Below are 25537 nucleotides of genomic sequence, written 5' to 3'. Positions count from 1 at the left end.
TGGTTCGCATGATCTCCGGGCTCACGGCCGCCGTCGCCGCCCTGCTCTGCACCGCCCTGCTGGCCGCGGTGGTCCGCGCGGCCGTCCTGCGCGCCGGGGCCCGGGGCCGGGGCACGCGCCCGGCCCGCACCCCGCACCTGGGCGGGATCGCGGTCGCGGTGGGCACGCTAGCCCCGGTCGGGGCCGGTCCGGTGCTCGGGCTCGCCGGGCTCGGGGACGGCGTGGGGCCGCTGATCGGCGCCGCCGGGGCCGTGGCGCTGCTCGGCCTCGTCGGGGATCTGCGGCCGCTCGGGGCCCGGGTCAGGATCGGGGTGCAGACCGCCGCCGCGACCGTGGTGGTCGCCCTGGCCTCGGGGCTCTCGCCGGGTCCCGGAGCCCTCGCCGTGCTGTGGATCGTGCTGGTCACCAACGCGTTCAGCCTGCTCGACGCCTCCGACGGGGCGCTGGGGACGGTGGCGGGGGTGACCGCGCTCGGGCTCGCCGTCTGCGCCATCGCCGACGCGCTGCCCGGGCTCGCCCTGCTGCTCAGCGTTCTGGCCGCCTCGCTCACCGGGTTCCTGATGCACAACTGGCACCCCGCGCGGATCGTGCTCGGCCACTGCGGCTCGCTCTTCACCGGCTTCCTGCTCGCCTCGGCCGCCGTGCTCGTCCACACCGAGGCCGACCCGGTCCGGGCCACCGCCTCCCTGTTCGCCCTGACCGCCGTGGTCCTCACCGACGCGGTCCTGGTCCTGGTGTCGCGGCGGCGCGCCGGGCGGGCGCTGGGCGACGGCGCGGCCGACCACATCGCGCACCGGCTGCGCCGCGGCGGCCTGACCGTGCAGGGCACGGCGGTGGTCCTCGGGATCGCCGCGCTCACCGGGACGGTCACCGCGCTGCTCGTCCACGACGGCCGCCTCGCCCCGCCCGCCGTGCTGCCGCTCGTCCTGGGCGCGGCGGTCGCGGTGGTGGTGCTGCTGAGGGTGCCGGTGTACGGCGACGAGGCCCTGCGCGCCGAACCCGCCCCCGACCCGGCCCCCGAAGGAGCACCGGCGTGAGCATCGACCTCCTGGACCGCGCGCGCACCACCCTGCGCCGCCTCGGCACGCCCCGGCCCCCGGCCGTGGACGACGGGCCGTCCCTGGTCCGGCTGCTGCGGCGGTACGAGATCGACCTCGTCCTGGACGTGGGCGCGTACTCCGGCGCGTACGGCGGCATGCTGCGGCGCTGCGGCTACGAGGGCCGGATCGTCTCCTTCGAGCCGCTGCGCGAACCCCGCGCCGAGCTGCGGCTGCGGGCCGCGGAGGACCCGTACTGGTCGGTCCTACCGTACGCGCTCGGCGACCGCACCGGTCCGCTGACGCTGAACATCGCGGGCGACGCGGGCGTGAGCAGCTCGGCCCTGGCGATGCTGCCCCGGCACCGCGCGGCCGCGCCGCACACCGCGTACACCGGCACGCGCAGCGTCGAGGCGCACCGGCTCGACGCCCTGTGGGAGGGCGTCACCGCCCCCGGCGAGCGGGTCTTCGTACGGCTCGCGGTGCAGGGGTACGAGCGGGAGGTGCTGCGGGGCGCGGGCGCGTACGCGGACGAGATCGTCGGGCTCCAGGCGGGCGCCGCCCTGGTCCCGCTCCACGAGGGCGGCGCGGGCTTCGACGACGTGCTGGTCCACGCGCGCGAGGAGCTCGGGCTGACCCTGATGTCGGTCCGCCCCGGGCTCGTGGACCCGCGGGACGGCCGCCTGCTCCAGTGCGAGCTGGTCCTGCTCCGGGAAGACACTCCGCCGCCGTCGGAACAGGTCCCGGCCCAGGTGCCGCACGCTGGTTGACGCGCTTTCGTCTGCGGGCCGGTGGGGGCTGGTCGCGCAGTTCCCCGCGCCCCTGAAAGCGTCCCTTCGCGCCGCCCAGGGGATTGCCGCGCAGCGGCACTTGAGGGGCGCGGGGAACTGCGCGACCAGTTGGGGACGGGCCGCAGACAAAGGCCGGGCACACACCTAAGCGCAACATAAAAGTTGAGCCGAGGGGACTCAGCTCTGTTGACCGCCCGGGACGGGTGAGGCATCCTTGAGTCAGTTCCACTCAAGATGTCAGTTGGAGGAATCAAAATGGCACGTGCGGTCGGCATCGACCTGGGCACGACTAACTCCGTCGTCAGCGTTCTCGAAGGCGGCGAGCCCACCGTCATCACCAACGCCGAAGGCGCCAGGACCACGCCGTCCGTCGTCGCCTTCGCCAAGAACGGCGAGGTCCTCGTCGGTGAGGTCGCCAAGCGGCAGGCCGTCACCAACGTCGACCGGACCATCCGCTCGGTCAAGCGCCACATGGGCACCGACTGGAAGATCGACCTCGACGGCAAGACCTTCAACCCGCAGCAGATGAGCGCCTTCATCCTGCAGAAGCTGAAGCGCGACGCCGAGGCGTACCTGGGCGAGAAGGTCACCGACGCGGTCATCACCGTCCCGGCGTACTTCAACGACTCCGAGCGTCAGGCGACGAAGGAGGCCGGTGAGATCGCGGGCCTCAACGTCCTGCGCATCGTCAACGAGCCGACCGCGGCCGCCCTGGCGTACGGCCTGGACAAGGACGACCAGACCATCCTCGTCTTCGACCTCGGCGGCGGCACCTTCGACGTGTCGCTCCTGGAGATCGGTGACGGCGTCGTCGAGGTGAAGGCCACCAACGGTGACAACCACCTCGGTGGTGACGACTGGGACCAGCGCGTCGTCGACTACCTGGTGAAGCAGTTCCACTCCGGCCACGGCGTGGACCTCTCCAAGGACAAGATGGCGCTCCAGCGCCTGCGCGAGGCCGCCGAGAAGGCGAAGATCGAGCTGTCCTCGTCCACCGAGACCTCGATCAACCTGCCGTACATCACGGCGTCGGCCGAGGGCCCGCTGCACCTGGACGAGAAGCTGACGCGTGCTCAGTTCCAGCAGCTGACCGCCGACCTCCTTGAGCGCTGCAAGCACCCGTTCCACAACGTCATCAAGGACGCGGGCATCCAGCTCTCCGAGATCGACCACGTCGTTCTCGTCGGTGGCTCCACCCGTATGCCCGCCGTCGCCGAGCTCGTCCGCGAGCTGACCGGCGGCAAGGACGCCAACAAGGGCGTCAACCCGGACGAGGTCGTCGCCATCGGCGCCGCGCTCCAGGCCGGTGTCCTCAAGGGTGAGGTCAAGGACGTCCTGCTCCTCGACGTGACCCCGCTGTCCCTCGGTATCGAGACCAAGGGAGGGATCATGACCAAGCTCATCGAGCGCAACACCACGATCCCGACCAAGCGGTCCGAGATCTTCACGACGGCCGAGGACAACCAGCCGTCCGTGCAGATCCAGGTCTACCAGGGCGAGCGCGAGATCGCGGCGTACAACAAGAAGCTCGGCATGTTCGAGCTGACGGGTCTGCCGCCGGCCCCGCGCGGCGTCCCGCAGATCGAGGTCGCCTTCGACATCGACGCCAACGGCATCATGCACGTGACCGCGAAGGACCTGGGCACGGGCAAGGAGCAGAAGATGACCGTCACCGGCGGCTCCTCGCTGCCGAAGGACGAGGTCAACCGCATGCGCGAGGAGGCCGAGCAGTACGCGGAGGAGGACCACCGCCGCCGCGAGGCCGCCGAGTCCCGCAACCAGGGCGAGCAGCTCGTCTACCAGACCGAGAAGTTCCTCAAGGACAACGAGGACAAGGTCCCCGGTGAGGTCAGGACCGAGGTCGAGACCGCCGTCACCGAGCTGAAGGAAAAGCTCAAGGGCGAGGACACCGCGGAGATCCGCACCGCGACCGAGAAGCTCGCGGCCGTCTCCCAGAAGCTCGGCCAGGCGATGTACGCGGACGCCCAGGCCGCGCAGGGTGCGCCGGGCGCCGAGGGTGCCCAGCAGGCCAAGGCTGAGGACGACGTCGTCGACGCCGAGATCGTCGACGACGAGAAGCCGGGCGACGCGAAGGGTGGCGCGGCCTGATGCCTGAGGAGACCCCGGGCTTCGAGGAGAAGCCCGACGTCCCCTCCGGCGCACAGGAAGACGCCGAGCCGAAGGCCGCCGACTCCTCCGAGGAGGGGAAGGCGGCCCCGGCCGGGGACGCAGCCAAGGAGATCGCTCTGACGGCACAGCTGGACCAGGCCCAGACGGCGCTCGGTGAGCGCACGGCGGACCTCCAGCGCCTTCAGGCCGAGTACCAGAACTACCGCCGCCGCGTGGAGCGGGACCGCGTCACGGTCAAGGAGATCGCCGTCGCCGGCCTCCTGACCGAGCTGCTGCCCGTGCTCGACGACATCGGCCGGGCCCGTGAGCACGGTGAGCTGACCGGCGGCTTCAAGTCGGTGGCCGAGTCCCTGGAGACGGTCGCCGCGAAGATGGGCCTCCAGCAGTTCGGCAAGGAGGGCGAGCCCTTCGACCCGACGGTCCACGAGGCCCTGATGCACAGCTACGCGCCGGACGTCACCGAGACGACCTGCGTGGCCATCCTCCAGCCCGGGTACCGGATCGGCGAGCGCACGATCCGCCCCGCGCGGGTCGCCGTGGCCGAGCCCCAGCCGGGCGCGGCCAAGGAGGGCAAGGAAGGCAAGGCCGACGAGGAGAGCGGTGGCCCGGACAAGGGCTGACGCAGCGGTCGAGGATGAAGTGACCGTCCGGAAGGAGGGACGTCGATGAGCACGAAGGACTTCGTCGAGAAGGACTACTACAAGGTCCTCGGCGTCCCCAAGGACGCCACCGAGGCCGAGATCAAGAAGGCGTACCGCAAGCTCGCCCGGGAGTTCCACCCGGACGCCAACAAGGGCGACGCCAAGGCGGAGGAGCGCTTCAAGGAGATCTCCGAGGCCAACGACATCCTCGGCGACGCCAAGCGGCGCAAGGAGTACGACGAGGCGCGCGCCCTCTTCGGCAACGGCGGCTTCCGGGCCGGTCCGGGCGCCGGAGGCGGCAGCTTCAACTTCGACCTGGGCGACCTCTTCGGGGGCGCCCAGGGCGGGGCGGGCGGCGGTGGCGGCTTCGGCGGCGGCCTGGGCGACGTGTTCGGCGGCCTCTTCAACCGGGGCGGTCCGGGCACGGGCACCCGGACCCAGCCGCGCCGGGGCCAGGACCTGGAGTCCGAGGTGACGCTCAGCTTCACCGAGGCGGTCGACGGGGCCACGGTCCCGATCCGGCTCTCCAGCCAGGCCCCCTGCAAGGCCTGTTCGGGCACCGGCGACAAGAACGGCACGCCCCGGGTGTGCCCGACGTGCGTCGGCACCGGCCAGGTCTCGCGCGGCACCGGCGGCGGCTTCTCGCTCACCGACCCGTGTGTGGACTGCAAGGGCCGGGGCCTGATCGCCCAGGACCCCTGCGACGTCTGCAAGGGCAGCGGGCGCGCCAAGTCGTCCCGGACCATGCAGGTCAGGATCCCGGCGGGCGTCTTCGACGGCCAGCGGATCCGGCTGCGCGGCAAGGGCGCGGCGGGCGAGCGCGGCGGTCCGGCCGGTGACCTCTATGTGGTCGTCCACGTGGACAGCCACCCGGTCTTCGGCCGCAAGGACGACAACCTCACGGTCACCGTGCCCGTCACCTTCGTGGAGGCGGCGCTCGGCGGCGAGGTGAAGGTGCCCACCCTCGGCGGGCCCCCGGTCACCCTGAAGCTCCCCGCGGGCACGCCCAACGGCCGTACGATGCGGGCCCGGGGCAAGGGCGCCCTGCGCAAGGACGGCTCGCGCGGCGACCTCCTGGTCACCGTGGAGGTCGTGGTGCCCAAGGAACTCGACGACAAGGCGCGCGACGCCCTGGAGGCGTACCGCGAGGCGACTGCGGACCACGATCCGCGGGCAGAACTGTTCCAGGCCGCGAAGGGAGCATGAGATGGACGGCCGACGACGCAATCCGTACGAACTGACCGACGAATCGCCGGTGTACGTCATCTCGGTCGCCGCTCAGCTCTCCGGTCTGCATCCGCAGACCCTCCGGCAGTACGACCGCCTCGGCCTGGTCTCGCCCGACCGCACGGCCGGGCGCGGCCGGCGCTACTCGGCCCGCGACATCGAACTGCTCCGTACGGTGCAGACGCTGTCGCAGGACGAGGGCATCAACCTGGCCGGCATCAAGCGCATCATCGAGCTGGAGAACCAGGTGGCCGCGCTCCAGCAGCGCGTCGCCGAGCTCTCGTCGGCGGTGGACGGGGCGGCGGCCGCGATGCGGCAGCGCGAGGCCCAGGTCCACGCGTCGTACCGGCGCGATCTGGTGCCGTACCAGGACGTGCAGCAGACCAGCGCGCTGGTCGTGTGGCGGCCCAAGAGGCCGCAGGACTGACCGCGGTCCTTCCCTTGCCGGTCATGCCCAAATGCCGTGTGCCCGCGCCCTTTTGGGGCGCGGGCACACGCATGTGCGGCTACAGTCGGTGTCACCTCTTCGGGTGAGGCAGGGGAAGAAGTGACCGTGAACGTGGACGTGGACGAGGGCGAACGGCTGGCGGAGCGGTTCGAGGCCAACCGCACCCACTTGCGGGCCGTCGCCTACCGGATACTCGGCAACCTCAACGAGGCGGACGACGCCGTCCAGGAGGCGTGGCTGCGGCTCAGCCGCACCGACGCGAGCGGGGTGAAGAACCTCGGCGGCTGGCTCACCACCGTCGTGGGCCGGGTCTGCCTGGACATGCTGCGCTCGCGCGACTCACGGCGCGAGCTGCTGTACGACGAGCCCGTGCCGGTCCGCACGCGCGGGCACGAGGAGCCGGGCGACCCCGAGCACGAGGTGCTGCTCGTGGACTCGGTGGGCCTGGCGATGCTGGTCGTCCTGAACACGCTGGCGCCCGCCGAGCGGATCGCCTTCGTCCTGCACGACATGTTCATGGTGCCGTTCGACGAGATAGCCGCGGTGGTGGGGCGCTCCACGGTCGCCACCCGGCAGCTGGCGAGCCGGGCGCGGCGCCGGGTGCAGGAGTCGGCTCCGGTGCCGGACGCGGACCTGGCGCGCCAGCGGGAGGTCGTCGACGCGTTCTTCGCCGCCTCGCGCGCGGGCGACTTCGACGCGCTGCTCGCACTGCTCGACCCCGATGTGGTGGTCCGGGCCGACCGCGCGACCGTGGAGGTCGGCGCGATGGACGAGGTGCGGGGCGCGCTCGCGGTGGCCGGCACGTTCAAGGGCCGCGCCCGGACCGCCCAACTGGCGCTGGTGGACGGCACCGTGGGCGCCGTGTGGGCGCCGGGCGGGTCCCTCAAGGTCGTCATCGGGTTCACGCTGGCGGAGGACGGCCGGATCACCGAGATCACGCTCCGGGCGGACCCGGACCGGCTGCGACGGCTGGATCTGGCGGTACTGGCGGCGTAGGCGTGGGCCCGGTCTTTGTCCGCGGCTGGGTGGGTGGCTGGTCGCGCAGTTCCCCGCACCCCTGGAAATGCCGCTCCGCGGCAATCCCCTGGGCGCCCCGAAGGGGCGCATCTTCAGGGGCGCGGGGAACTTGCGCGAGCAACCCACCACCGGTCCGCGGACGAACCCCTGGGAAGCGTGTTCAGTTGTCCTGCTCCAGGATTCCGGACTGGGCGATGAGGTAGCCGAGCTGGGCCCGGCTGCCGCTGCCGAGAGCGGCGTTCAGTTTGGCGATGTGCGCGCGGCAGGTGCGTACGTTCATCCCGAGCCGCCGGGCGATCGAGTCGTCCACGTGCCCCTCCACAAGCAGCTTGGCGATGGAGCGCTGGACGCCCGTGATGCCCTCCGCCTTCTGGGCGTACGGGACTTCCTCCTCCCACGGCACCGCGTGCAGCCAGAACTGGTCGAAGACGCCGACCAGATACTGCACCAGGCCCTCGTGCCGCAGTTCGAGCGCGACCCGGCGGTCGCTGCGCGCGGGGATGAAGGCGACCCGGCGGTCCACGATGATCAGCCGGTCGATGATCTCTTCCAGCGTGCGCACCTCGAGCCCGTACGGCGCGATGCGCTCCACGTATCCGATGGTCGCGGAGTGGTGGCGGGCCGTGTGCTGGTAGAGGGTGCGCATGTCGACGCCCCGGTCGAGCAGCGGCTGGACCCGGCGCAGGCCCGACTCCAGGGTCTCGGGTCTGCGTCCGCTGCCGGGCTGGATGGTCAGCAGCTCCTTGGTGCACTCGTCGATGACGCGGTCCAGCGTCGCGTTGATGAGTTCGAGCCCCTCAAGGACCGTGATCGCATGGGTGCTTGCCGCGTCTTCGCTGGTGATGGCCATGAATGGCTCGAACGTACTGGCCAGCGACATCGACAGCTTCCTGCGCTCCTGGATCTCGCGTTCCAGCGGCTGCACGAGCTGGTTCAGGACGACGGAGGGAGGGACGGGCCGCAGCTGCTCCGCGTCGTCCGCATCGGGCCGCAGCAGCGCGAGATCGATGAGACAGGGAGCGGCCTGGGCTTCCGTGCGAGTTATTCCGCCGGTACGCAACGCGGTGGCGTAGAGGGTCTTGCCCATCTCGCACAGGTCTGTAGGGCCATGACTATGTCCGAAGTGCCCCTGATACAACCGGATTACACCCCCCTCATACTCCTGAATTACAGGAACATGATGCCTGGCCTCGCTGGTGGAAGCGCTCAGAGTGAGCCATCGTCTTATGCGCGGGGGGAGGGAATGATCATAAAGAGGTGGAGATCGGCCATGAGCAGGATGGTTCGAGCACTTAGCGCTATAGCCGTTGTCACGGCTGCTCTTTGCGCTCTCGCCGCGAGTGGGGAACCCACGTGGGAGAGCAAGCCGTCCCACGGAACCGTAGCGGCTCCGGGAGAGCCCACCTGGGAGCACAAGCCGGTGACGCGGGTCCTGGCGGCTCCGGTGGAGCCCACCTGGGAGGTCGCGCCCGCGGGTGTCGGCGCATGATCCCGCCGGACGACCGGGTCTTCCGGCGCGAGATGGCCACGGCCTACCGCTCGGGGTGGCACTTCATCGACCTCGTCACGGCGATTCCCCATCGTGGCGATTCGTTGATGGTCACCCTGTTCGGCGAGCCGATCCTGGTCGCCCGTGAGGACGACGAAGACGTCCGCGCCTACCGGTGCCTCCGCCGGCCACGAGGGGCGCCGCAGCCGATCCGCTGTGCCGTGAGGTACGGCATGGTGTTCGTCAATCTGGACCAGCGTGACCACCAGCTGTTCGACCCCGAGTCATCTACCGCCACCCCCCGCAGTGCCTGAAGCGATTCCCCCGTCGTTCTAAATCGCTCAGGCGCTTCCCCCACACAGCGGCGCCATCGTGGACCTGAACACGGTGGCGCCGCTGTGCTGCGCCCGTACGTTCGAGGGCCCGCTCAGCCCTTGCCCATCGCCCGCTCCAGGACGATCTCGATCAGCACCCGGTCCGGGTTCTCGCGCGGCACCCGCCCGTACCGCTCGGCGTACCGCGCCACCGCCTCGGCGATCGGCCCCGGCTCCGTACGCACGAAGGCCCGCCCCTCCAGCGTCGCCCAGCGGCGCCCGTCCACCTGGCAGACCGCGGCGCGCGCCCCCTCGGGCCCCGCGGCCAGCACGTTCAGGACCTTCTTGCTCGACCTGTTGGCGATCACCCGGGCCACCCCCGCCTCCGGGTCGTACGTGACCCCCACCGGCACCAGGTGCGGACTGCCGTCCGGGCGCGGGGTCGTCAGCGTGCACAGGTGCCGCTCGCGCCAGAAGCCGAGGTAGGCCGGGTCGGGCCGGCGGGGGTCCAGCGGGGTACGGGTGCGGGTGGCCGGGACGGCGGCCGGCTCCGTGGTCGTGGTCATGCGCCGAAACCTACGCCGGACCCGGACCCGCGCCGAAACCCGTCCAGCCGACTTGAGCGGAATAGGCTCAACTTTATGTACGCTGGACGAGTCATGGAGTTCTGACCCCTACGCCGAGGAGGAGAGACCGCACGTGGACGCCGAGCTGACCAACAAGAGCCGGGACGCGATCAACGCGGCCAGCAACCGGGCCGTGTCCGACGGACACCCGGACCTGACGCCCGCACACCTGCTCCTCGCCCTCCTGACGGGCGAGGAGAACGAGAACATCGTCGACCTGCTGGCGGCCGTCGACGCCGACCAGGCGGCCGTGCGGTCCGGGGCGGAGCGGCTGCTCGCCGCGCTGCCCAGCGTGACCGGGTCCACGGTCGCCCCGCCGCAGCCCGACCGCGAACTGCTGGCCGTCATCGCCGACGCCGCACGGCGCGCCAAGGAGCTGGGCGACGACTTCCTCTCCACCGAGCACCTGCTCATCGGCCTCGCCGCCAAGGGCGGCCGGACCGGCGAGCTGCTCGACGGGCAGGGCGCCACCGCGAAGAAGCTCCTTGAGGCATTCGAGACAGTACGAGGAGGACGGCGGGTGACCACCCCCGACCCCGAGGGCCAGTACAAGGCCCTGGAGAAGTTCGGCACGGACTTCACGGCCGCGGCCCGCGAGGGCAAGCTCGACCCGGTCATCGGCCGGGACCAGGAGATCCGCCGGGTGGTGCAGGTGCTCTCCCGGCGCACCAAGAACAACCCGGTGCTCATCGGTGAGCCCGGCGTGGGCAAGACCGCCGTCGTGGAGGGCCTGGCCCAGCGGATCGTGAAGGGCGACGTCCCGGAGTCCCTGAAGAACAAGCGGCTCGTCTCGCTGGACCTCGGCGCGATGGTGGCCGGGGCGAAGTACCGGGGCGAGTTCGAGGAGCGCCTGAAGACCGTCCTGGCCGAGATCAAGGCGAGCGACGGCCAGATCGTCACGTTCATCGACGAGCTGCACACGGTCGTCGGCGCGGGCGCGGGCGGCGACTCGGCCATGGACGCGGGCAACATGCTCAAGCCGATGCTGGCCCGGGGCGAGCTGCGGATGGTGGGCGCCACCACGCTCGACGAGTACCGCGAGCGCATCGAGAAGGACCCCGCCCTGGAGCGCCGTTTCCAGCAGGTCCTGGTCGCCGAGCCCACGGTCGAGGACACCATCGCGATCCTGCGCGGCCTCAAGGGCCGGTACGAGGCGCACCACAAGGTGCAGATCGCGGACAGCGCGCTGGTGGCGGCCGCGACCCTGTCCGACCGGTACATCACCTCCCGCTTCCTGCCCGACAAGGCGATCGACCTGGTCGACGAGGCGGCCTCGCGCCTCCGTATGGAGATCGACTCCTCCCCCGTGGAGATCGACGAGCTCCAGCGGGCGGTCGACCGCCTCCGTATGGAGGAGCTGGCCCTGTCCAAGGAGACGGACGCGGCGAGCAAGGAGCGCCTGGAGAGGATCCGCCGCGACCTCGCCGACAAGGAGGAGGACCTGCGCGGCCTCACCGCCCGCTGGGAGAAGGAGAAGGAGGGCCTGAACCGGGTCGGCGAGCTCAAGGAGCGCCTCGACGACCTGCGCGGCCAGGCCGAGCGCGCCCAGCGCGACGGCGACTTCGACACCGCCTCCAAGCTGCTGTACGGCGAGATCCCGACCCTGGAGCGCGAGCTGGAGGCGGCCTCCGAGGCCGAGGAGGAGGCCGCGAAGAGCGCCGACACCAAGTCCAGCATGGTCAAGGACGAGGTCGGCGCGGACGACATCGCGGACGTGGTCGGCGCCTGGACCGGCATCCCCGCCGGGCGCCTCCTGGAGGGCGAGACGCAGAAGCTGCTGCGTATGGAGGACGAGCTGGGCCGCCGTCTGATCGGCCAGAGCGAGGCGGTCCGCGCGGTCTCGGACGCGGTCCGCCGTACGAGGGCGGGCATCGCCGACCCCGACCGCCCGACCGGCTCGTTCCTCTTCCTCGGCCCGACCGGCGTGGGCAAGACGGAACTGGCCAAGGCACTGGCCGACTTCCTCTTCGACGACGAGCGGGCGATGGTCCGCATCGACATGTCGGAGTACGGCGAGAAGCACAGCGTGGCCCGTCTGGTCGGTGCCCCGCCCGGGTACGTGGGGTACGAGGAGGGCGGCCAGCTCACCGAGGCGGTCCGCCGCCGCCCGTACAGCGTGGTCCTGCTCGACGAGGTCGAGAAGGCGCACCCGGAGGTCTTCGACGTCCTGCTCCAGGTCCTCGACGACGGCCGCCTCACCGACGGCCAGGGCCGCACGGTCGACTTCCGCAACACGATCCTGGTGCTGACGTCGAACCTGGGCAGTCAGTACCTGGTGGAGCCGCTGACCTCCGAGGAGGAGAAGAAGCAGCAGGTCCTGGAGGTGGTGAGGGCGAGCTTCAAGCCGGAGTTCCTCAACCGCCTGGACGACCTGGTGGTCTTCTCGGCCCTCACCAAGGACGAGCTGGCGCACATCGCGGAGCTCCAGATCGCCCGCCTCGCCAAGCGCCTGGCCGACCGCCGCCTCACCCTGGAGGTCACCCCCGAGGCCCTGGCCTGGCTGGCCGACGAGGGCAACGACCCCGCGTACGGCGCCCGCCCGCTGCGCCGCCTCATCCAGACCGCCATCGGCGACCGGCTCGCCAAGGAGATCCTGGCGGGCGAGGTCAAGGACGGCGACACGGTCCGCGTCGACCGGTTCGGCGACGGTCTGATCGTCGGCGCGGCGACCGGAAAGCACCTGTAGACCGGCCCGCCCGCACTGATTCGGTCAGCCGTCAGCGGATACCCGTGGCGGGGGTTGCCAGCCCCCGCCCGGCATGGGGGAGGATGACCGGAACCGTACGAAGGAAGATTCACGATGAGCATCGACCCGTCCTCGATTCCGAATTTCGGGGCTCAGCCCGGCCCGCAGCCCACCGGTGGACCGGCCGGGCCCGTCGTACCCGACCAGGACCTGGTCAAGCAGCTCCTGGAGCAGATGGAGCTCAAGTACGTCGTGGACGACGAGGGCGACCTCGCCGCGCCGTGGGAGGAGTTCCGCACGTACTTCATGTTCCGCGGCGAGGAGGACCAGCAGGTCTTCTCGGTGCGGACCTTCTACGACCGCCCGCACAGCATCGACGACAAGCTCGCGCTGCTGGAGACGATCGACGACTGGAACCGCCGCACCCTGTGGCCGAAGGTCTACACGCACACCCACGACGACGGCGCCGTCCGCCTCATCGGTGAGGCGCAGATGCTGATCGGCACCGGCGTCGCCCTGGAGCACTTCGTGTCGTCGACCGTCAGCTGGGTCCGCGCCTCGATCGAGTTCGACAAGTGGCTCGTGGAGCAGCTCGGCCTGGAGAAGGACGCCGAGGGCGACGACGAGGGCGACGCCCCCGGCGGCGACGCCTGAGCCGCGGAGCTCACAGCGCCATCGGGGCCAGCGTCAGCAGATACGCCCCGTACGCGAACGACAGCCCGGCCAGGGCCGCGGTCACCATGACCGCCGCCCTCGGCCGGGCTTTCGTCAGCGCGGCCGCCGGCGGCAGCAGCAGCGGGAAGGCCGGGAGCAGGAACCTCGGCTTCGACTCGAAGAAGCCCGACCCGCCGACCGTGATCAGGACCAGCACCGCCGTGTAGACCAGCACGGGCAGCGGCGGCCGCTCCAGCAGGAACAGGGCGAACAGGAGCAGCGCCGCCGCCGTGATCATGAACGCCATGGTGTAGCCGAGGTGGTACGGCCCGGTCGCCAGCTTCCGTACGAAGCGCAGCGTGCCGCGGCCGAAGTCGAACCTGGACGTCCAGGCGGCCTGGACCGCGAAGTAGCCGCGCAGCGGATCACCTTTTCGGGCGCCGACCGACAGGACGTATCCGCACCAGCCGAGCGGCGCCGCGAACCCCGCCGCCCACACCCGCCAGTCCCCCCGTGCGGCCCGCCCGCCGCGCCACAGGGCCACTGCGGCGGCCGCGGTGACCGCCGCTGCCACCGCGACCGCGTTCGGCCGCGAGAGGCCCGCCAGGGCCGCCAGGGCGCCCGCCCACAGCCAGCGCCGCTCCAGGACCGCCCAGAGCGCCCAGGCGGCCAGCGCCGTCATCACGGGCTCGGTGTACGCCATCGACAGCACGATGGAGTGCGGCAGCAGGCCCCACAGGAGCACCAGGGCGGTCGCCGTGCGGCGGCCCGCCAGGCGCTCGCCGACCGCGTAGACGCCCCAGGCCGCCACGGCCGCCGCCGTCCAGGAGACCAGCAGCCCGGCCGTGCCGCCCGCCACCGGCAGCGCGGTGGTCACCGCCCGCAGCAGGCTCGGGTAGAGCGGGAAGAACGCCAGGTCGCTCTGGACCACCCCGCCCGGCCAGTACAGCGTCCGCCCGTAGCCGTTCGCCGCGATCTTGATGTACCAGTCGGCGTCCCACGTCAACGCGAGCAGCGCGCGCGGCGAGCGCCCCAGATGCCAGGCCCAGCCCGCCAGGCACAGCATCCCGGTGAGCCGGGCGGCGGCGAACAGGCCGAGCGCCGGGGCCGCCCGGCGCAGCGCGGTCAGCCGTCGCGGCGTGGCCAGGGCGGCGCCGGACCGGCGTACGAGGGCGGTGATCTCGGCGGACAGGGTGCACCTCCGGGCGCGCGCGTAGTCGGTCCCGCGGGCCTGCCCCTGGCTCTCAGCCCGCGAGCGCCTTCAGCCGGGAGACGGCCTCTTCGAGCACACTCTCCCTCTTGCAGAAGGCAAATCGGACGAAAGGCGCGCCCGCGTCCCGGTGGTCGTAGAAGACGGCGTTGGGAATCGCCACCACCCCGCAGCGCTCCGGCAGCGCCCGGCAGAAGGCGAAGCCGTCGCCGCCGTGCGAGAGCTCCGCGCCCAGCGGGCGGATGTCGGTGGTGACGAAGTACGTGCCCGCCGGGCGGTACACCGCGAGGCCCGCCGCCGCCAGGCCCTCGCTCAGCAGGTCCCGCTTGGCCCGCAGGTCCTCGCGCATCCCGTCGGTGTACGCGTCCGGCAGCCGCAGCGCCTCGGCGACCGCGTACTGGAAGGGCCCGGAGGCCACGTACGTGAGGAACTGCTTGGCCGAGCGGACGGCCGCGACCAGCTCGGGCGCGCCGGTGGCCCAGCCGACCTTCCAGCCGGTGAAGGAGAACGTCTTGCCCGCCGAGCCGATCGTCAGCGTGCGCTCCCGCATGCCCTCCAGCGTGGCGAGCGGCACGTGCTCGCCGTCGAAGACCAGGTGCTCGTACACCTCGTCGGTCACCACCAGCAGGTCCCGTTCGCACGCCAGCTCGGCGACCGCCGTCAGCTCCGCGCGCGTGAGCACGGTCCCGGTGGGGTTGTGCGGGGTGTTGAGCAGGATGAGGCGGGTGCGCGGGGTGACGGCGGCGCGCAGCTCGTCGAGGTCGAGCACGAAGCGCCGCTCGCCCTCTTCGGTCCTCGGCCGCAGGGTCACCGGGACGCGGGTGCCGCCCGCCATCGCGATGCAGGCGGCGTACGAGTCGTAGTACGGCTCCAGCGCGATCACCTCGTCCCCCGGCTCCACCAGGGCCAGCAGCGCGGCCGCGATCGCCTCGGTGGCGCCGGCCGTCACCAGCACCTCGCGGTCCGGGTCGAGGGCGAGCCCGTAGCGCCGTTGCTGGTGGTCCGCGATGGCGGTGCGCAGCTCGGGCACGCCCGGGCCCGGCGGGTACTGGTTGCCGCGCCCGTCGCGCAGCGCCCGTACCGCGGCCTCGCGCACCTCCTCGGGGCCGTCCGTGTCGGGGAAGCCCTGGCCGAGGTTGATGGCTCCGGTCCTCGCCGCGAGGGCGGACATCTCGGCGAAGATCGTGGTGCCGAACTCGGCGAGGCGGCGGTTCAGAAGAGGGCGCGCGCTGGAGGTCATGGCCGCCATCCTGCGCGGAACCTCTGGAGTTGCTCAAGTCTGCTTTCGCGCGCGTGGGCGGAGGGCATCCCCCTGTCACGCAGGACGGCTGTCCCTGAGGACAGCGGACCGAAGGACGGTGGGGGAGATGGGATATGTCATCGCGGGGGCCGTACTCGTACTGATCTGGTACGTCGTCGGCAGGCTGACCCGGGGGAGCAACGCCCGGTGGCGGCGCGGGTGGTACGGGCGCGGCTCGGGGGCGTCCGGCTCCGGCGGCTCCTCCGTCGGATCCTGGTGGGCGGGTGACAGCGGCGGCGGCGGTGGCGGCCACGGCCACCACGGAGGCCACTCGTGCGGCGGCGGCCACTCCTCCTGCGGGGGCGGTTCGTCCTGCGGAGGCGGGGGCGGCGGCTGCGGCGGCTCCAGCTGACGGTCTGCGGCGGTCGCGGCTGACACGGGGCAGCCGATTCCGTCCGCACGCCCCTTCCGCGCGCCCGGCGGGCAGAAACCCGCCGGGCGCCTTCGCGCGCACCCACGGGTTGAACAGTTGAACCGGGTTGCATCCGAGGGGATGGAAACCACGTCAAGTTGGGTAAAAACGCTGTGAGCGCCGCGCACTTCATGATTCCCTCGCTGATGAGAAACGCAGCCCACGGACCCCCCACCGGGCGGACCTGAGCAGCGGTCCCCCTTCCCTCGCACCGGTTCCGGGGTGACCCCGGTCGTCCACCCTCCACATGTGTGTTTTTGCGGAGCCCACCCATGCTCACGACTCTCAAGACCGTCTACACCGACACGCGTGCCAGTGACCTCGCCTGGGCTCTGGGCCGGGAGCCGCTGCCCGCGCTGGCCGTCCTCGACCTCGAACTGTCCGGCGCCAAGCTCCAGTTGAGGCTGCTCGGCGCCTCCCACCAGGTCCTCCTCGAAGAGGAAAGGGGCTCCTGTTCGGAGACCGTGGCCTGTATGCCCGGAAGCAGCACGCCGCTGCCCCTCGGGGTGGCGAAACGTCTCGGGGAGTGGGAGTACGAGTTCGCCGCGCGGGTGGAGACGCTGTCCGGGGGCTCGTTCGCGGGGCGCGCCCAGGAGCTCCTCGCGCTGGTCGCCGACCACCCCAACGGCCTTGCAGGGACGTTTCCCGGCTCGCCGCACGCGTTCACCGCGATGCTCGCGCAGCGCAGCGAGGGCCAGGTGCGCTGGCGGACCTGGCACGCGTACCCGCAGGAAGGGCAGTTGGTGGTGACCCGTACGAGGGTCGGTGTCCGGATGGCGGCGCCCGTCGCGCTCTGAGAATGCGTGCAGGCAGGAGGGGGTGCACCGCCACTCCGGAGACCGTAATTCCCTCCGCAGTGCGCGAGTTGCACTCGTGTGGGTGACAGGATGCCAGCGAGTCGTGACGTAGCGTTCCCATCATGATCGAACCGTCTGTGCCCGTCCTGCCCTGTGGCATCCCGCCGCCGGCGCCCCGGCGCAGCACCGCGCGGTTCATCGTGCTCGGCACCGTGTTCATCTGCGCGGCCTGCGGACTCGTCTACGAACTCGAACTGGTCGCCCTCGCCTCGTACTTGATCGGCGACTCGGTCACCCAGGCCTCCGTCGTGCTGTCCGTGATGGTCTTCGCCATGGGCATCGGCTCCCTGCTCGCCAAACGGCTGCGGCTGCACGCCGCCGTCGGCTTCGGCATGATCGAGGCGGCCCTCGCCCTGGTAGGCGGCTGCTCGGCGATGGTGCTGTACGCGACGTTCGCCTGGCTCGGGGGCGCGCGGTACGCGCTGGTGGCGTTCTCGCTCGCGATCGGCGTGCTCATCGGCGCGGAGATCCCGCTCCTGATGACCCTGATCCAGCGGGTCTCCCGGCAGGACCCGGGCGGCACGGTCGCGGACCTGTTCGCCGCCGACTACGTGGGAGCGCTCGTCGGCGGCCTCGCCTTCCCCTTCCTGCTGCTGCCGCTGCTCGGCCAGCTGACGGGAGCGCTGCTGACCGGCGCGGTCAACGCGGTCGCGGGCGGCGCGCTGGTGCTGTGGCTGTTCCGGCGCGATCTCACCCCACGCGCGCGCTGGTGGCTCTTCACGGCGAACGTGCTGGTCCTCGCGGTGCTCGCGACGACCACGGCCCTGGTCGGCGCCTTCGAGCAGGCGGCGCGGCGCGCGGTGTACGGGGGGCAGGTGCGGGTCGCGGTGCAGACCGGGGTGCAGGAGATCGTCCTCACCGGCAGCCGCACCGGGCACGGCCCCGGCGGCCCGCTCGACCTCTTCCTCGACGGCCGGCTGCGCGTCAGCGGCCGCGACGAGCACCGCTACCACTCGGCGCTGGTGGGCCCCGCCATGGAGTCCGGACCGCACGGACGGGTGCTGATCCTGGGCGGCGGGGACGGCCTCGCCGCGCGCGAGGCGCTGCGCACCCCGGGCGTGCGCGCGGTGACCCTGGTCGAACTCGACGCGGGCGTGGTCGACCTGGCCCGCCACGACCCGGCCCTGTCGGCGCTGAACGGCCATGCGTACGACGACCGGCGGGTGCGGCCGGTGGTCGCGGACGCGTTCGGCTGGCTGCGGGGTCCCGGCCGGTCGGCCGGGCCGTTCGACGTGGTGGTCTCCGATCTGCCGGACCCGGGCATCACCCCGAGCACCAAGCTCTACTCGGAGGAGTTCTTCGGCCTGGCCGCGCGGGTGCTGGCGCCGGGCGGGCGGATCGTGGTGCACGCGGGCCCGGTCGCGACGCGCGAGCACACGTACTGGACGGTGGAGTCGACGGTACGGGCGGCGGGCCTGTGGACCGTGCCGTATCGCGCGACGGGCCGCCTCACGGGCTTCACGGCGGGCCCCGACCGCGCCTCGGACGCCACGAAGGCCCCGCACGACTGGGGCTTCGTCCTGGCCTCGCCGTCCGGGCCGCCGGGGGCCCCGCTCGCCCCCGAGCTGGAGCCCCTGGCGGACGCCCGCCCCCGCGCCGAGCTGCCCCCGTCGACGCTGGTGCACCCGCGCTATACGGGATGAGGGGGGTTCGCCGCCGCCGGTCGCGGCGTTTGCGCAGACGTGGCGGCCGCCCCTGAGTAGGCTCGTTTCCCATGGAGCATGAGGTGTTCGTTCCGGTTGAGGTCCAGTCACTCCGCCAGACGCTGCGGGACCCGGCGAGGGTCGCCCGCTGCGTCCCCGGCCTGCAGCAGGACGCCGGCGAGCCACCGGTGGCCGGGCGGCTGAAGCTCCGCGTCGAGGGGCACACGATCACCTACCGGGGCACGCTGCGGATCACCGAGCTCGACGAGGACACCTTCGGCGTGGAGGCGCAGGGCACGGAGGCGCGCGGCACCGGCGCCGCGAAGTTCTCCCTCACCCTGCGCCTCGCCCCCGAGGCCGAGGGCACCCGCCTCGCCTTCACCGCCACGGCGACGGCGGACGGCCGCGTGGCCACGGCGACCCCGGAGGGCGCCAGGGCGTCGGCGGCCCGGCTGCTGGACCGTTTCGGCGCGGCGCTGGCGGCCGACGCGGGCGCCGCATCCGGCGACGAGCCGGGCGAAGAGCCCGGCGACGAGTCCGAGGCGGACCCCGCGGGGCCGACCGCGTCCGGGACCGGCAGCGCCGCCGGCGCCTCCGACGGCACCGGCCCCTCCGTCTTCGACGCCGTCGTCCCGCCGCCCTCGCTCGATCCGCTCGCGGAGGAGGAGTTCGACGTCCCCGGGGACGCGGACTACGTACCCGCCGAGGCCGCGCACGCGCGCCGGACCATGATCGGGCGCAGCGCCGAGGAGGTCGACCACGCGCCGCCGCGCGGGCGGTACGCACCGGTGCCCGCCCCGGCCGGCGCCGGCGGGGCCACGCTGCGCTGGGTCGCCCCGGCCGCGGCCCTCGCGCTCGCCTCCGCCGTGGTGGTCGGACGCGCCCTGCGCCGCCGCCGCTGACCGCACCACTGGGGCCAACACGGCGGCGCGCGCTCCGGCGCGTGCGGTGACGCAAGTAGTGTCGGGGGCGTGAGTAGCGACAAGAGTGTCCGGCTGGCGGCCGGCGACGTCGAGTTGACGGTCCGTCCGGACCTCGGATGCCGGATCGAGAGCCTGCGCATCGGCGGTACGGAGGTGCTGCGCCAGGGCGAGCACTACGGCTCGTTCCCGATGGTCCCCTGGTGCGGCCGCATCGAGCACGGCGAGTTCCGCAACGGCGGCACCAAGTACCAGCTGCCGCTGAACTCCCCGCCGCACGCCATCCACGGCACCGGCCGCGACACCGTCTGGAAGCGGGTGCGCACCGGGGAGACCGAGTCCGGCCACGCCGAGGCCCACTTCACGTACGACCTGGCCGAGCCGTGGCCGTACACCGGTCGCGTCACCCAGATCTTCGAGCTGTTCGAGAACGCGCTGACGCTCACCATGGGCGTCGAGACGTACGGCGACTCCTTCCCCGCGCAGGTCGGCTGGCACCCGTGGTTCCTGCGGAACCTGGGCGGCGAGGACGTACGGCTCGGGTTCACCCCCGCCTGGCAGGAGGAGCGCGGCGACGACCATCTGCCCACCGGCCGCCGTATCGACCCCTTGCCCGGTCCCTGGGACGACTGCTTCGGCATGCCCGACGGCGTCGATGTCACCCTCACCTGGCCGGAGCAGCTGGAGCTGAAGGTGACCAGTCGCAGCGAATGGGTGGTCGTCTACGACGAGCAGGAGGCGGCGGTGTGCGTGGAGCCCCAGTCCGGCCCGCCCAACGGCCTCAACACGCTGCCGAGGCTGGTGACGCCGGTGGACCCGCTGGAGCTCGCGACGACCTGGAGCTGGCGGCGGCTCTGAGCCGGCGGCGCCTTTAAGCTGGCGGGCATGACTGACGTACGCGCTGACCTGCTCCAGCAGATCAAGGACAAGGCCGTGGTGCACGGCAAGGTGACCCTCTCCTCGGGTCGGGAAGCCGACTACTACATCGACCTGCGCCGGATCACGCTGGACGGCGAGGCCGCGCCGCTGGTCGGTCAGGTCATGCTCGACCTCACCGCCGACCTGGACTTCGACTGCGTGGGCGGGCTGACCCTGGGCGCCGACCCGGTGGCGACGTCGATGCTGCACGCCTCGGCCGCGCGCGGGCAGCGCCTGGACGCCTTCGTCGTGCGCAAGGCGCAGAAGGCGCACGGCATGCAGCGCCGCATCGAGGGCACGGACGTCAAGGGCCGCCGCTGCCTGGTGGTCGAGGACACCTCCACCACCGGCGGCTCGCCGCTGACGGCCGTCGAGGCGGTGCGCGAGGCGGGCGGCGAGGTCGTGGCCGTCGCCACGATCGTCGACCGGGGCGCGGCCGACGCGATCGCCGAGGCGGGTCTGACGTACCTCACGGGGTACCGGCTGGGCGACCTGGGCCTGGCGTAACCGGGCCCGGCGCGACCGGACCGGGTGTCACGGGGGCCTGGCACAACGGGCGGAATGCCCGGAATGCCGCCGCGGCCGTAACCGGTCCGGGGTACCCGGCAAGATCGCCTGACGGGCACTCCGAAAGTGGTGACCTAGGTCCTCGATCCCGCCCGTACCGGCTCTGACCTGTGCTTTCCCCGAGGGGGCTGCCGTTTCACGTGAAACGGCAGCCCCCTCGTCCGTCCGCAGGGTGGAGCCGGGCGCAGAGTCTGGAAAGATGGGCCGCGACGATGACGTCGCCCCCAGGTCAGGGCCAGCACATATCGCACACCCCGCACATCACAAGGAGCGGACAGATGCCCATCGCAACCCCCGAGGTCTACAACGAGATGCTCGACCGGGCGAAGGCAGGCAAGTTCGCCTACCCGGCCATCAACGTGACCTCGACCCAGACCCTGCACGCTGCGCTGCGCGGCTTCGCGGAGGCCGAGAGCGACGGCATCATCCAGATCTCCACCGGCGGTGCCGAGTTCCTGGGTGGCCAGTACAACAAGGACATGGTCACCGGCGCGGTCGCCCTGGCCGAGTTCGCGCACGTCGTCGCCGCCAAGTACGACATCACCGTCGCGCTGCACACCGACCACTGCCCCAAGGACAAGCTGGACGGTTACGTACGTCCGCTCCTGGAGGTCTCGGCCGAGCGCGTCGCCAAGGGTCTGAACCCGCTCTTCCAGTCGCACATGTGGGACGGCTCCGCCGAGACCCTCGCGGACAACCTGGCCATCGGCCAGGAGCTGCTCGCCAAGGCCGCCGCCGCCAAGATCATCCTTGAGGTCGAGATCACCCCGACCGGCGGCGAGGAGGACGGCGTCAGCCACGAGATCAACGACGAGCTGTACACGACCGTCGACGACGCGCTGCGCACCGCCGAGGCCCTGGGCCTGGGCGAGAAGGGCCGCTACCTGCTGGCCGCCTCCTTCGGCAACGTCCACGGCGTCTACAAGCCGGGCAACGTCGTGCTGCGTCCGGAGCTCCTCAAGGACCTCCAGGAGGGCGTCGCCGCGAAGTACGGCAAGGCCTCCCCGTTCGACTTCGTCTTCCACGGCGGCTCCGGCTCCACCGAGCAGGAGATCGCGACCGCCCTGGAGAACGGCGTCGTGAAGATGAACCTCGACACCGACACCCAGTACGCCTTCACCCGCCCGGTCGCGGACCACATGTTCCGCAACTACGACGGCGTCCTGAAGGTCGACGGCGAGGTCGGCAAGAAGTCCACGTACGACCCGCGCACCTGGGGCAAGCTCGCCGAGGCGAGCATGGCCAAGCGCGTCACCGAGGCGTGCGCGAACCTGCGCTCGACCGGCACGAAGCTGAAGTAACGGGCGCGCGGGCCCGCCGCCCGCGCTCCCCCGCACGAGGCCCGGCCTCCCCCGCTCGGGGGGTGCCGGGTCTCGTGCGTTCGGCGAGAGTGGATCCATGAGCGTACGGATGGGCACGGCGGCGGGGCGGTGGGTGCTGTTCACGACCGTGCTCGGGTCCGGGATGGCGATGCTCGACTCGACCGTGGTCAATGTGGCCCTGCCGCGCATCGGGGCGGACCTGGACGCGGACATGGCGGTGCTCCAGTGGACCGTGAACGCGTACATGCTCACGCTCGCCGGGCTGATCCTGCTCGGCGGGGCGCTGGGCGACCGGTACGGCCGGCGCAAGGTCTTCGTCTTCGGCGTCGTCTGGTTCGCCGCCGGGTCGCTGCTGTGCGGCATCGCGCCCGGCGCGGGCGTCCTGATCGCCGCCCGCGCCCTCCAGGGCATAGGCGGCGCGCTCCTCACCCCCGGCTCGCTCGCCCTCATCCAGGCGAGCTTCCACCCCGACGACCGGGCCAGGGCGGTCGGCGTCTGGTCCGGGCTCGGCGGGGTCGGCGCGGCCGTCGGCCCGTTCCTGGGCGGCTGGCTGGTGGACGGCCCCGGCTGGCGCTGGGTCTTCCTGCTGAACGTCCCGCTGGCCGCGCTGTGCGTCCCGGTGGCGCTGCGGCACGTACCGGAGTCCAAGGACGCGCGCGTGCACACGGCCCGGTTCGACGTCACGGGGGCGGTGCTTGGGGCGCTGGCGCTCGCGCTGGTGACGTACGCGCTGATCGAGGCGCCCGGACAGGGGGCGTCGCCGCTGGTGCTCGGCGCGGCGGCGGCGGGCCTCCTGCTGGGCATCGCCTTCGTCCGCCTGGAGCGCCGCCTGCCGGACCCCATGCTGCCGCCGGAGGTCTTCGCCTCGCGCCAGTTCACGGCGGTGAACGTGGTGACGGTGTGCGTGTACGCGGCGTTCGGCGGCTTCTTCTTTCTGGCGGCGCTCCAGCTCCAGGTGGTGGCCGGGTACTCGGCCCTGGGCGCGGGCGCCGCCCTGCTCCCCACCACGGCCTTGATGCTCCTGCTCTCGGCCCGCTCGGGCGCGCTGGGTGAGCGCATAGGCCCGCGCATACCGCTGACGGTCGGGCCGCTGCTGTGCGCGGCCGGGATGCTGCTGATGCTGCGGGTGGGGGTGGACGCGTCGTACGTACGGGACGTGCTTCCCGCGGTCGTCGTCCTGGGCCTCGGCATGGTGACCCTGGTCGCGCCGCTCACGGCGACGGTGCTCGGGTCGGTGGACGCGGGGCGGGCGGGGCTGGCGAGCGGAATCAACAACGCGGCGGCGCGGGCGGCGGGGCTGCTGGCGGTGGCCGCGCTGCCTCTGGTGGCGGGCATGTCCCCGTCGGCGTACCGCTCGGCGGCGGAGTTCGGGTCGACGTTCCGGCGGGCGATGCCGGTGTGTGCGGGGGTGTTGGTGGTGGGGGCGGTGCTGGCATACCTGACGGTCCGGCGTCCGCCGGTGGGGGTGTGCCATCCGGAGTGCCGGGTGTCGTGCGGGGTGACGCCGCCGCTGGAGCGGGACCGGGGGGTGTGACCGGGGCTGCCGGGGGCTTCGCCCCCGGGCCCCCTTGGTTCGTCTGCGGACCGTGGACGGCTCGTCGCGCAGTTCCCCGCGCCCCTAAGCCCTCTGGACGTGCGGACCGTGGTCGGCTGGTCGCGCAGTTCCCCGCGCCCCTAGAAGCGCCCCTGCGGGCCGCCCAGGGGATTGCCGCGCAGCGGCATCTAAGGGGCGCGGGGAACTGCGCGAGCAACCGGCCATGGGCCGCAGACGAACGAAGCGGGGTGCAGGGGCCGCAGGCCCCGCAGACGGGGTCCGGGGGCGCAGCCCCCGGGAGAGCCACCTCCACCTCCACCCACCCCCGGAGGGTTTAGGGAAGGGGCGGGGAGGGGCCAGACCCCCGGTGGGACGTGGACGCGGCAGACTGGAGGCATGTCCATTCACGAGAACCTGCTCGGCGGGCCCGCCCCGACCCACCTCCCCGACGACCCCGAACCGCGCGACCTGCTCGCGCAGGGCGCCGCCCCCGCCGACGTCGCCGCCAAGTACCCCACCTCCTCCCTCGCCTGGGCGCAGCTCGCGGACGACGCGTTCGACGCGGGCCGCACGGTCGAGTCGTACGCGTACGCCCGCACCGGCTACCACCGCGGCCTCGACTCGCTGCGCCGCGCCGGCTGGAAGGGCCACGGCCCGGTGCCGTGGGAGCACGAGCCCAACCGCGGCTTCCTGCGCGCCCTGCACGCGCTGGCCCGTGCCGCCCAAGCCATCGGCGAACAGGCCGAGTTCGAGCGCTGCACCACGTTCCTGCGGGACTCCTCGCCGCTCGCCGCCGACACGCTGGGCTGACCTGCGCGGACGCGTACCGCCCGGACAATTTCCGTACGGGCGGTACGATCGCACGCACCATCGATTACAGGACAACTAACCGAAAACCGCGGATCATATCCGGCGCTGGCGCACGAGGCCCCACACCTCTTCCCCCCAACTCCAGCCGTGACAAGGGGAGAAGTCTGTCTTGGGCAAGCGAGCAGCCCGCAGCGGAGCCCGTAATGGCCGTGGCCGCACCCGACCCCCTGGCCGGGGCAGACGCTCGGACCGGCGCCACCCGCGCGCCCTGCTCCTCGTGGGCGGGCTCCTCGGACTCGCCCTCATCTGCGGCTCCGCACTCGCCGAGTGGCGCGGCGGCGACAGCGACACCCCCGAGCCCGGATACGCCGCCGAGTCCCCCCTCGGCTCCCGCGCCCCTCTCCCCGCCGCCGGGCCCGGCACCTTCACCCCCGCCGACGCCTCCGGCGCGCCCGTCGGCACGGGCGGCCCGCTGCGCCGCTACAAGGTGCTCGTCGAGGACGGCGTCGACGTCTCGCCGCGCCAGGCCGCCACCGAGGTCCAGGCGATACTCGCCCACCCCCGCAGCTGGGCCGCGCACGGACGTGGCCGGTTCCAGCTGGTCTCCGGCGGCGACAGCGCCGACGTGACCATAAAGATCGCCACCCCGGCCACCACGGACCGGCTCTGCGCGGCCAACGGCGACACCCACGGCGAGCTGAACTGCGAGGTCGCCGGCGGTGTCGTGGTCAATCTGAAGCGCTGGGTGAAGGGCTCGCCGCAGTACGACGGGCCGCCCGCCGAGTACCGGCACCTGATCATCAACCACGAGATCGGCCACATGATCGGCTTCCACCAGCACATGGAGTGCCCGGGCGCGGGCAGGGCGGCGCCGGTGATGATGCAGCAGATCAAGGGCCTCAAGGGGTGCAGGTCCAACGCGTGGCCGTACGCGAAGGACGGCACCTTCGTGGAGGGCCCGGCCGTGCCGTAGACCGTGCCGTA

The 25537-nt window shown here is 72.3% G+C and carries 24 protein-coding genes; 20 read left to right on the top strand and 4 right to left on the bottom strand.

Features of this window, described 5'->3' with window-relative positions; genetic code table 11:
* Positions 1-8 precede the first annotated feature (8 nt).
* The 7 genes from BX283_RS20615 (at position 9) to BX283_RS20585 (ending at position 7270) form a co-directional block, all read left to right on the top strand.
* Positions 9-1037 carry an MraY family glycosyltransferase gene (locus BX283_RS20615; RefSeq protein WP_101389038.1) on the top strand — a complete coding sequence of 343 codons (1029 nt, stop codon included), beginning with the start codon at positions 9-11 and terminating at the stop codon, positions 1035-1037.
* Positions 1034-1807, top strand: coding sequence for an FkbM family methyltransferase (locus BX283_RS20610; protein ID WP_101389037.1), 774 nt, complete (start codon positions 1034-1036; stop codon positions 1805-1807). The genes BX283_RS20615 and BX283_RS20610 overlap by 4 nt, the downstream gene beginning before the upstream one ends.
* Before the next feature lie 276 nt (positions 1808-2083).
* Positions 2084-3937 (top strand): molecular chaperone DnaK, encoded by a 1854-nt coding sequence (dnaK, locus tag BX283_RS20605; protein ID WP_101389036.1) that lies wholly within the window; start codon positions 2084-2086, stop codon positions 3935-3937.
* Positions 3937-4578 (top strand): nucleotide exchange factor GrpE, encoded by a 642-nt coding sequence (gene grpE, locus BX283_RS20600; RefSeq protein ID WP_101389035.1) that lies wholly within the window; start codon positions 3937-3939, stop codon positions 4576-4578. The genes dnaK and grpE overlap by 1 nt, the downstream gene beginning before the upstream one ends.
* A 45-nt stretch (positions 4579-4623) precedes the next feature.
* Entirely contained in the window at positions 4624-5805 is a 1182-nt protein-coding gene (gene dnaJ, locus BX283_RS20595) for a molecular chaperone DnaJ (RefSeq protein WP_101389034.1), read from the top strand.
* Position 5806: 1 nt separating this feature from the next.
* Positions 5807-6253 (top strand): heat shock protein transcriptional repressor HspR, encoded by a 447-nt coding sequence (locus BX283_RS20590; RefSeq protein WP_101389033.1) that lies wholly within the window; start codon positions 5807-5809, stop codon positions 6251-6253.
* Positions 6254-6391: 138 nt separating this feature from the next.
* Positions 6392-7270 (top strand): sigma-70 family RNA polymerase sigma factor, encoded by an 879-nt coding sequence (locus tag BX283_RS20585; protein WP_101392480.1) that lies wholly within the window; start codon positions 6392-6394, stop codon positions 7268-7270.
* A 181-nt stretch (positions 7271-7451) separates the two neighbouring features.
* Here BX283_RS20585 and BX283_RS20580 read toward each other — a convergent pair whose 3' ends face one another.
* Entirely contained in the window at positions 7452-8378 is a 927-nt protein-coding gene (locus BX283_RS20580; protein WP_229847983.1) for a helix-turn-helix transcriptional regulator, read from the bottom strand.
* Positions 8379-8776: 398 nt separating this feature from the next.
* Here BX283_RS20580 and BX283_RS20575 point away from each other — a divergent pair, with 398 nt between their 5' ends.
* A complete protein-coding gene (locus BX283_RS20575) occupies positions 8777-9094 on the top strand; it encodes a (2Fe-2S)-binding protein (RefSeq protein WP_101389032.1) in 318 nt (105 codons plus the stop codon).
* Between the two features lie 113 nt (positions 9095-9207).
* Here the strand turns inward: BX283_RS20575 and BX283_RS20570 are convergent, their stop codons facing one another.
* A complete protein-coding gene (locus BX283_RS20570; protein ID WP_101389031.1) occupies positions 9208-9660 on the bottom strand; it encodes a pyridoxamine 5'-phosphate oxidase family protein in 453 nt (150 codons plus the stop codon).
* A 133-nt stretch (positions 9661-9793) separates the two neighbouring features.
* Between BX283_RS20570 and clpB the strand changes: the two genes are divergently transcribed.
* Together clpB and BX283_RS20560 are read left to right on the top strand one after the other, a co-directional pair.
* On the top strand, positions 9794-12406 hold the full coding sequence (gene clpB / locus BX283_RS20565) for an ATP-dependent chaperone ClpB (RefSeq protein WP_101389030.1): 2613 nt from the start codon (positions 9794-9796) through the stop codon (positions 12404-12406).
* A 114-nt stretch (positions 12407-12520) separates the two neighbouring features.
* Complete coding sequence (locus BX283_RS20560; protein WP_101389029.1) at positions 12521-13060, top strand: YbjN domain-containing protein; 540 nt, start codon at positions 12521-12523, stop codon at positions 13058-13060.
* A 10-nt stretch (positions 13061-13070) separates the two neighbouring features.
* Here BX283_RS20560 and BX283_RS20555 read toward each other — a convergent pair whose 3' ends face one another.
* Both BX283_RS20555 and BX283_RS20550 read right to left on the bottom strand, forming a co-directional pair.
* Positions 13071-14126: a glycosyltransferase family 39 protein gene (locus BX283_RS20555; protein WP_257583300.1), complete on the bottom strand. Its 1056-nt coding sequence runs from the start codon at positions 14124-14126 to the stop codon at positions 13071-13073.
* Positions 14127-14304: 178 nt separating this feature from the next.
* Positions 14305-15519, bottom strand: a complete 1215-nt coding sequence (locus tag BX283_RS20550; RefSeq protein ID WP_101389027.1) for a pyridoxal phosphate-dependent aminotransferase — start codon at positions 15517-15519, stop codon at positions 14305-14307.
* 118 nt (positions 15520-15637) lie between these two features.
* Between BX283_RS20550 and BX283_RS20545 the strand changes: the two genes are divergently transcribed.
* The 10 genes from BX283_RS20545 to BX283_RS20500 all read left to right on the top strand — a co-directional run bounded on the left by BX283_RS20545 (position 15638) and on the right by BX283_RS20500 (position 25526).
* Positions 15638-15922, top strand: a complete 285-nt coding sequence (locus BX283_RS20545) for a hypothetical protein (protein ID WP_101389026.1) — start codon at positions 15638-15640, stop codon at positions 15920-15922.
* A 332-nt stretch (positions 15923-16254) separates the two neighbouring features.
* Entirely contained in the window at positions 16255-16779 is a 525-nt protein-coding gene (locus tag BX283_RS20540) for a DUF2617 family protein (protein WP_101389025.1), read from the top strand.
* 122 nt (positions 16780-16901) lie between these two features.
* On the top strand, positions 16902-18482 hold the full coding sequence (locus BX283_RS20535) for a polyamine aminopropyltransferase (protein WP_101389024.1): 1581 nt from the start codon (positions 16902-16904) through the stop codon (positions 18480-18482).
* Between the two features lie 71 nt (positions 18483-18553).
* On the top strand, positions 18554-19384 hold the full coding sequence (locus BX283_RS20530) for an SRPBCC domain-containing protein (protein ID WP_101389023.1): 831 nt from the start codon (positions 18554-18556) through the stop codon (positions 19382-19384).
* 69 nt (positions 19385-19453) lie between these two features.
* A complete protein-coding gene (locus BX283_RS20525; protein WP_101389022.1) occupies positions 19454-20260 on the top strand; it encodes an aldose epimerase in 807 nt (268 codons plus the stop codon).
* Positions 20261-20287: 27 nt separating this feature from the next.
* Positions 20288-20827 carry an orotate phosphoribosyltransferase gene (pyrE, locus tag BX283_RS20520; RefSeq protein ID WP_101389021.1) on the top strand — a complete coding sequence of 180 codons (540 nt, stop codon included), beginning with the start codon at positions 20288-20290 and terminating at the stop codon, positions 20825-20827.
* A gap of 338 nt (positions 20828-21165) precedes the next feature.
* A complete protein-coding gene (fbaA, locus tag BX283_RS20515; protein WP_101389020.1) occupies positions 21166-22188 on the top strand; it encodes a class II fructose-bisphosphate aldolase in 1023 nt (340 codons plus the stop codon).
* A 97-nt stretch (positions 22189-22285) separates the two neighbouring features.
* A complete protein-coding gene (locus BX283_RS20510) occupies positions 22286-23743 on the top strand; it encodes an MFS transporter (RefSeq protein ID WP_101389019.1) in 1458 nt (485 codons plus the stop codon).
* A 396-nt stretch (positions 23744-24139) separates the two neighbouring features.
* Positions 24140-24553 (top strand): DUF3151 domain-containing protein, encoded by a 414-nt coding sequence (locus BX283_RS20505; RefSeq protein WP_101389018.1) that lies wholly within the window; start codon positions 24140-24142, stop codon positions 24551-24553.
* Between the two features lie 169 nt (positions 24554-24722).
* A complete protein-coding gene (locus BX283_RS20500; protein ID WP_257583298.1) occupies positions 24723-25526 on the top strand; it encodes a DUF3152 domain-containing protein in 804 nt (267 codons plus the stop codon).
* The last annotated feature ends 11 nt before the right edge of the window (positions 25527-25537 follow it).

It is taken from the genome of Streptomyces sp. TLI_146 (assembly GCF_002846415.1).
In the GTDB taxonomy this organism is placed as follows: Bacteria; Actinomycetota; Actinomycetes; order Streptomycetales; family Streptomycetaceae; genus Streptomyces.
This window is presented reverse-complemented; position numbering and strand designations above follow the sequence as displayed.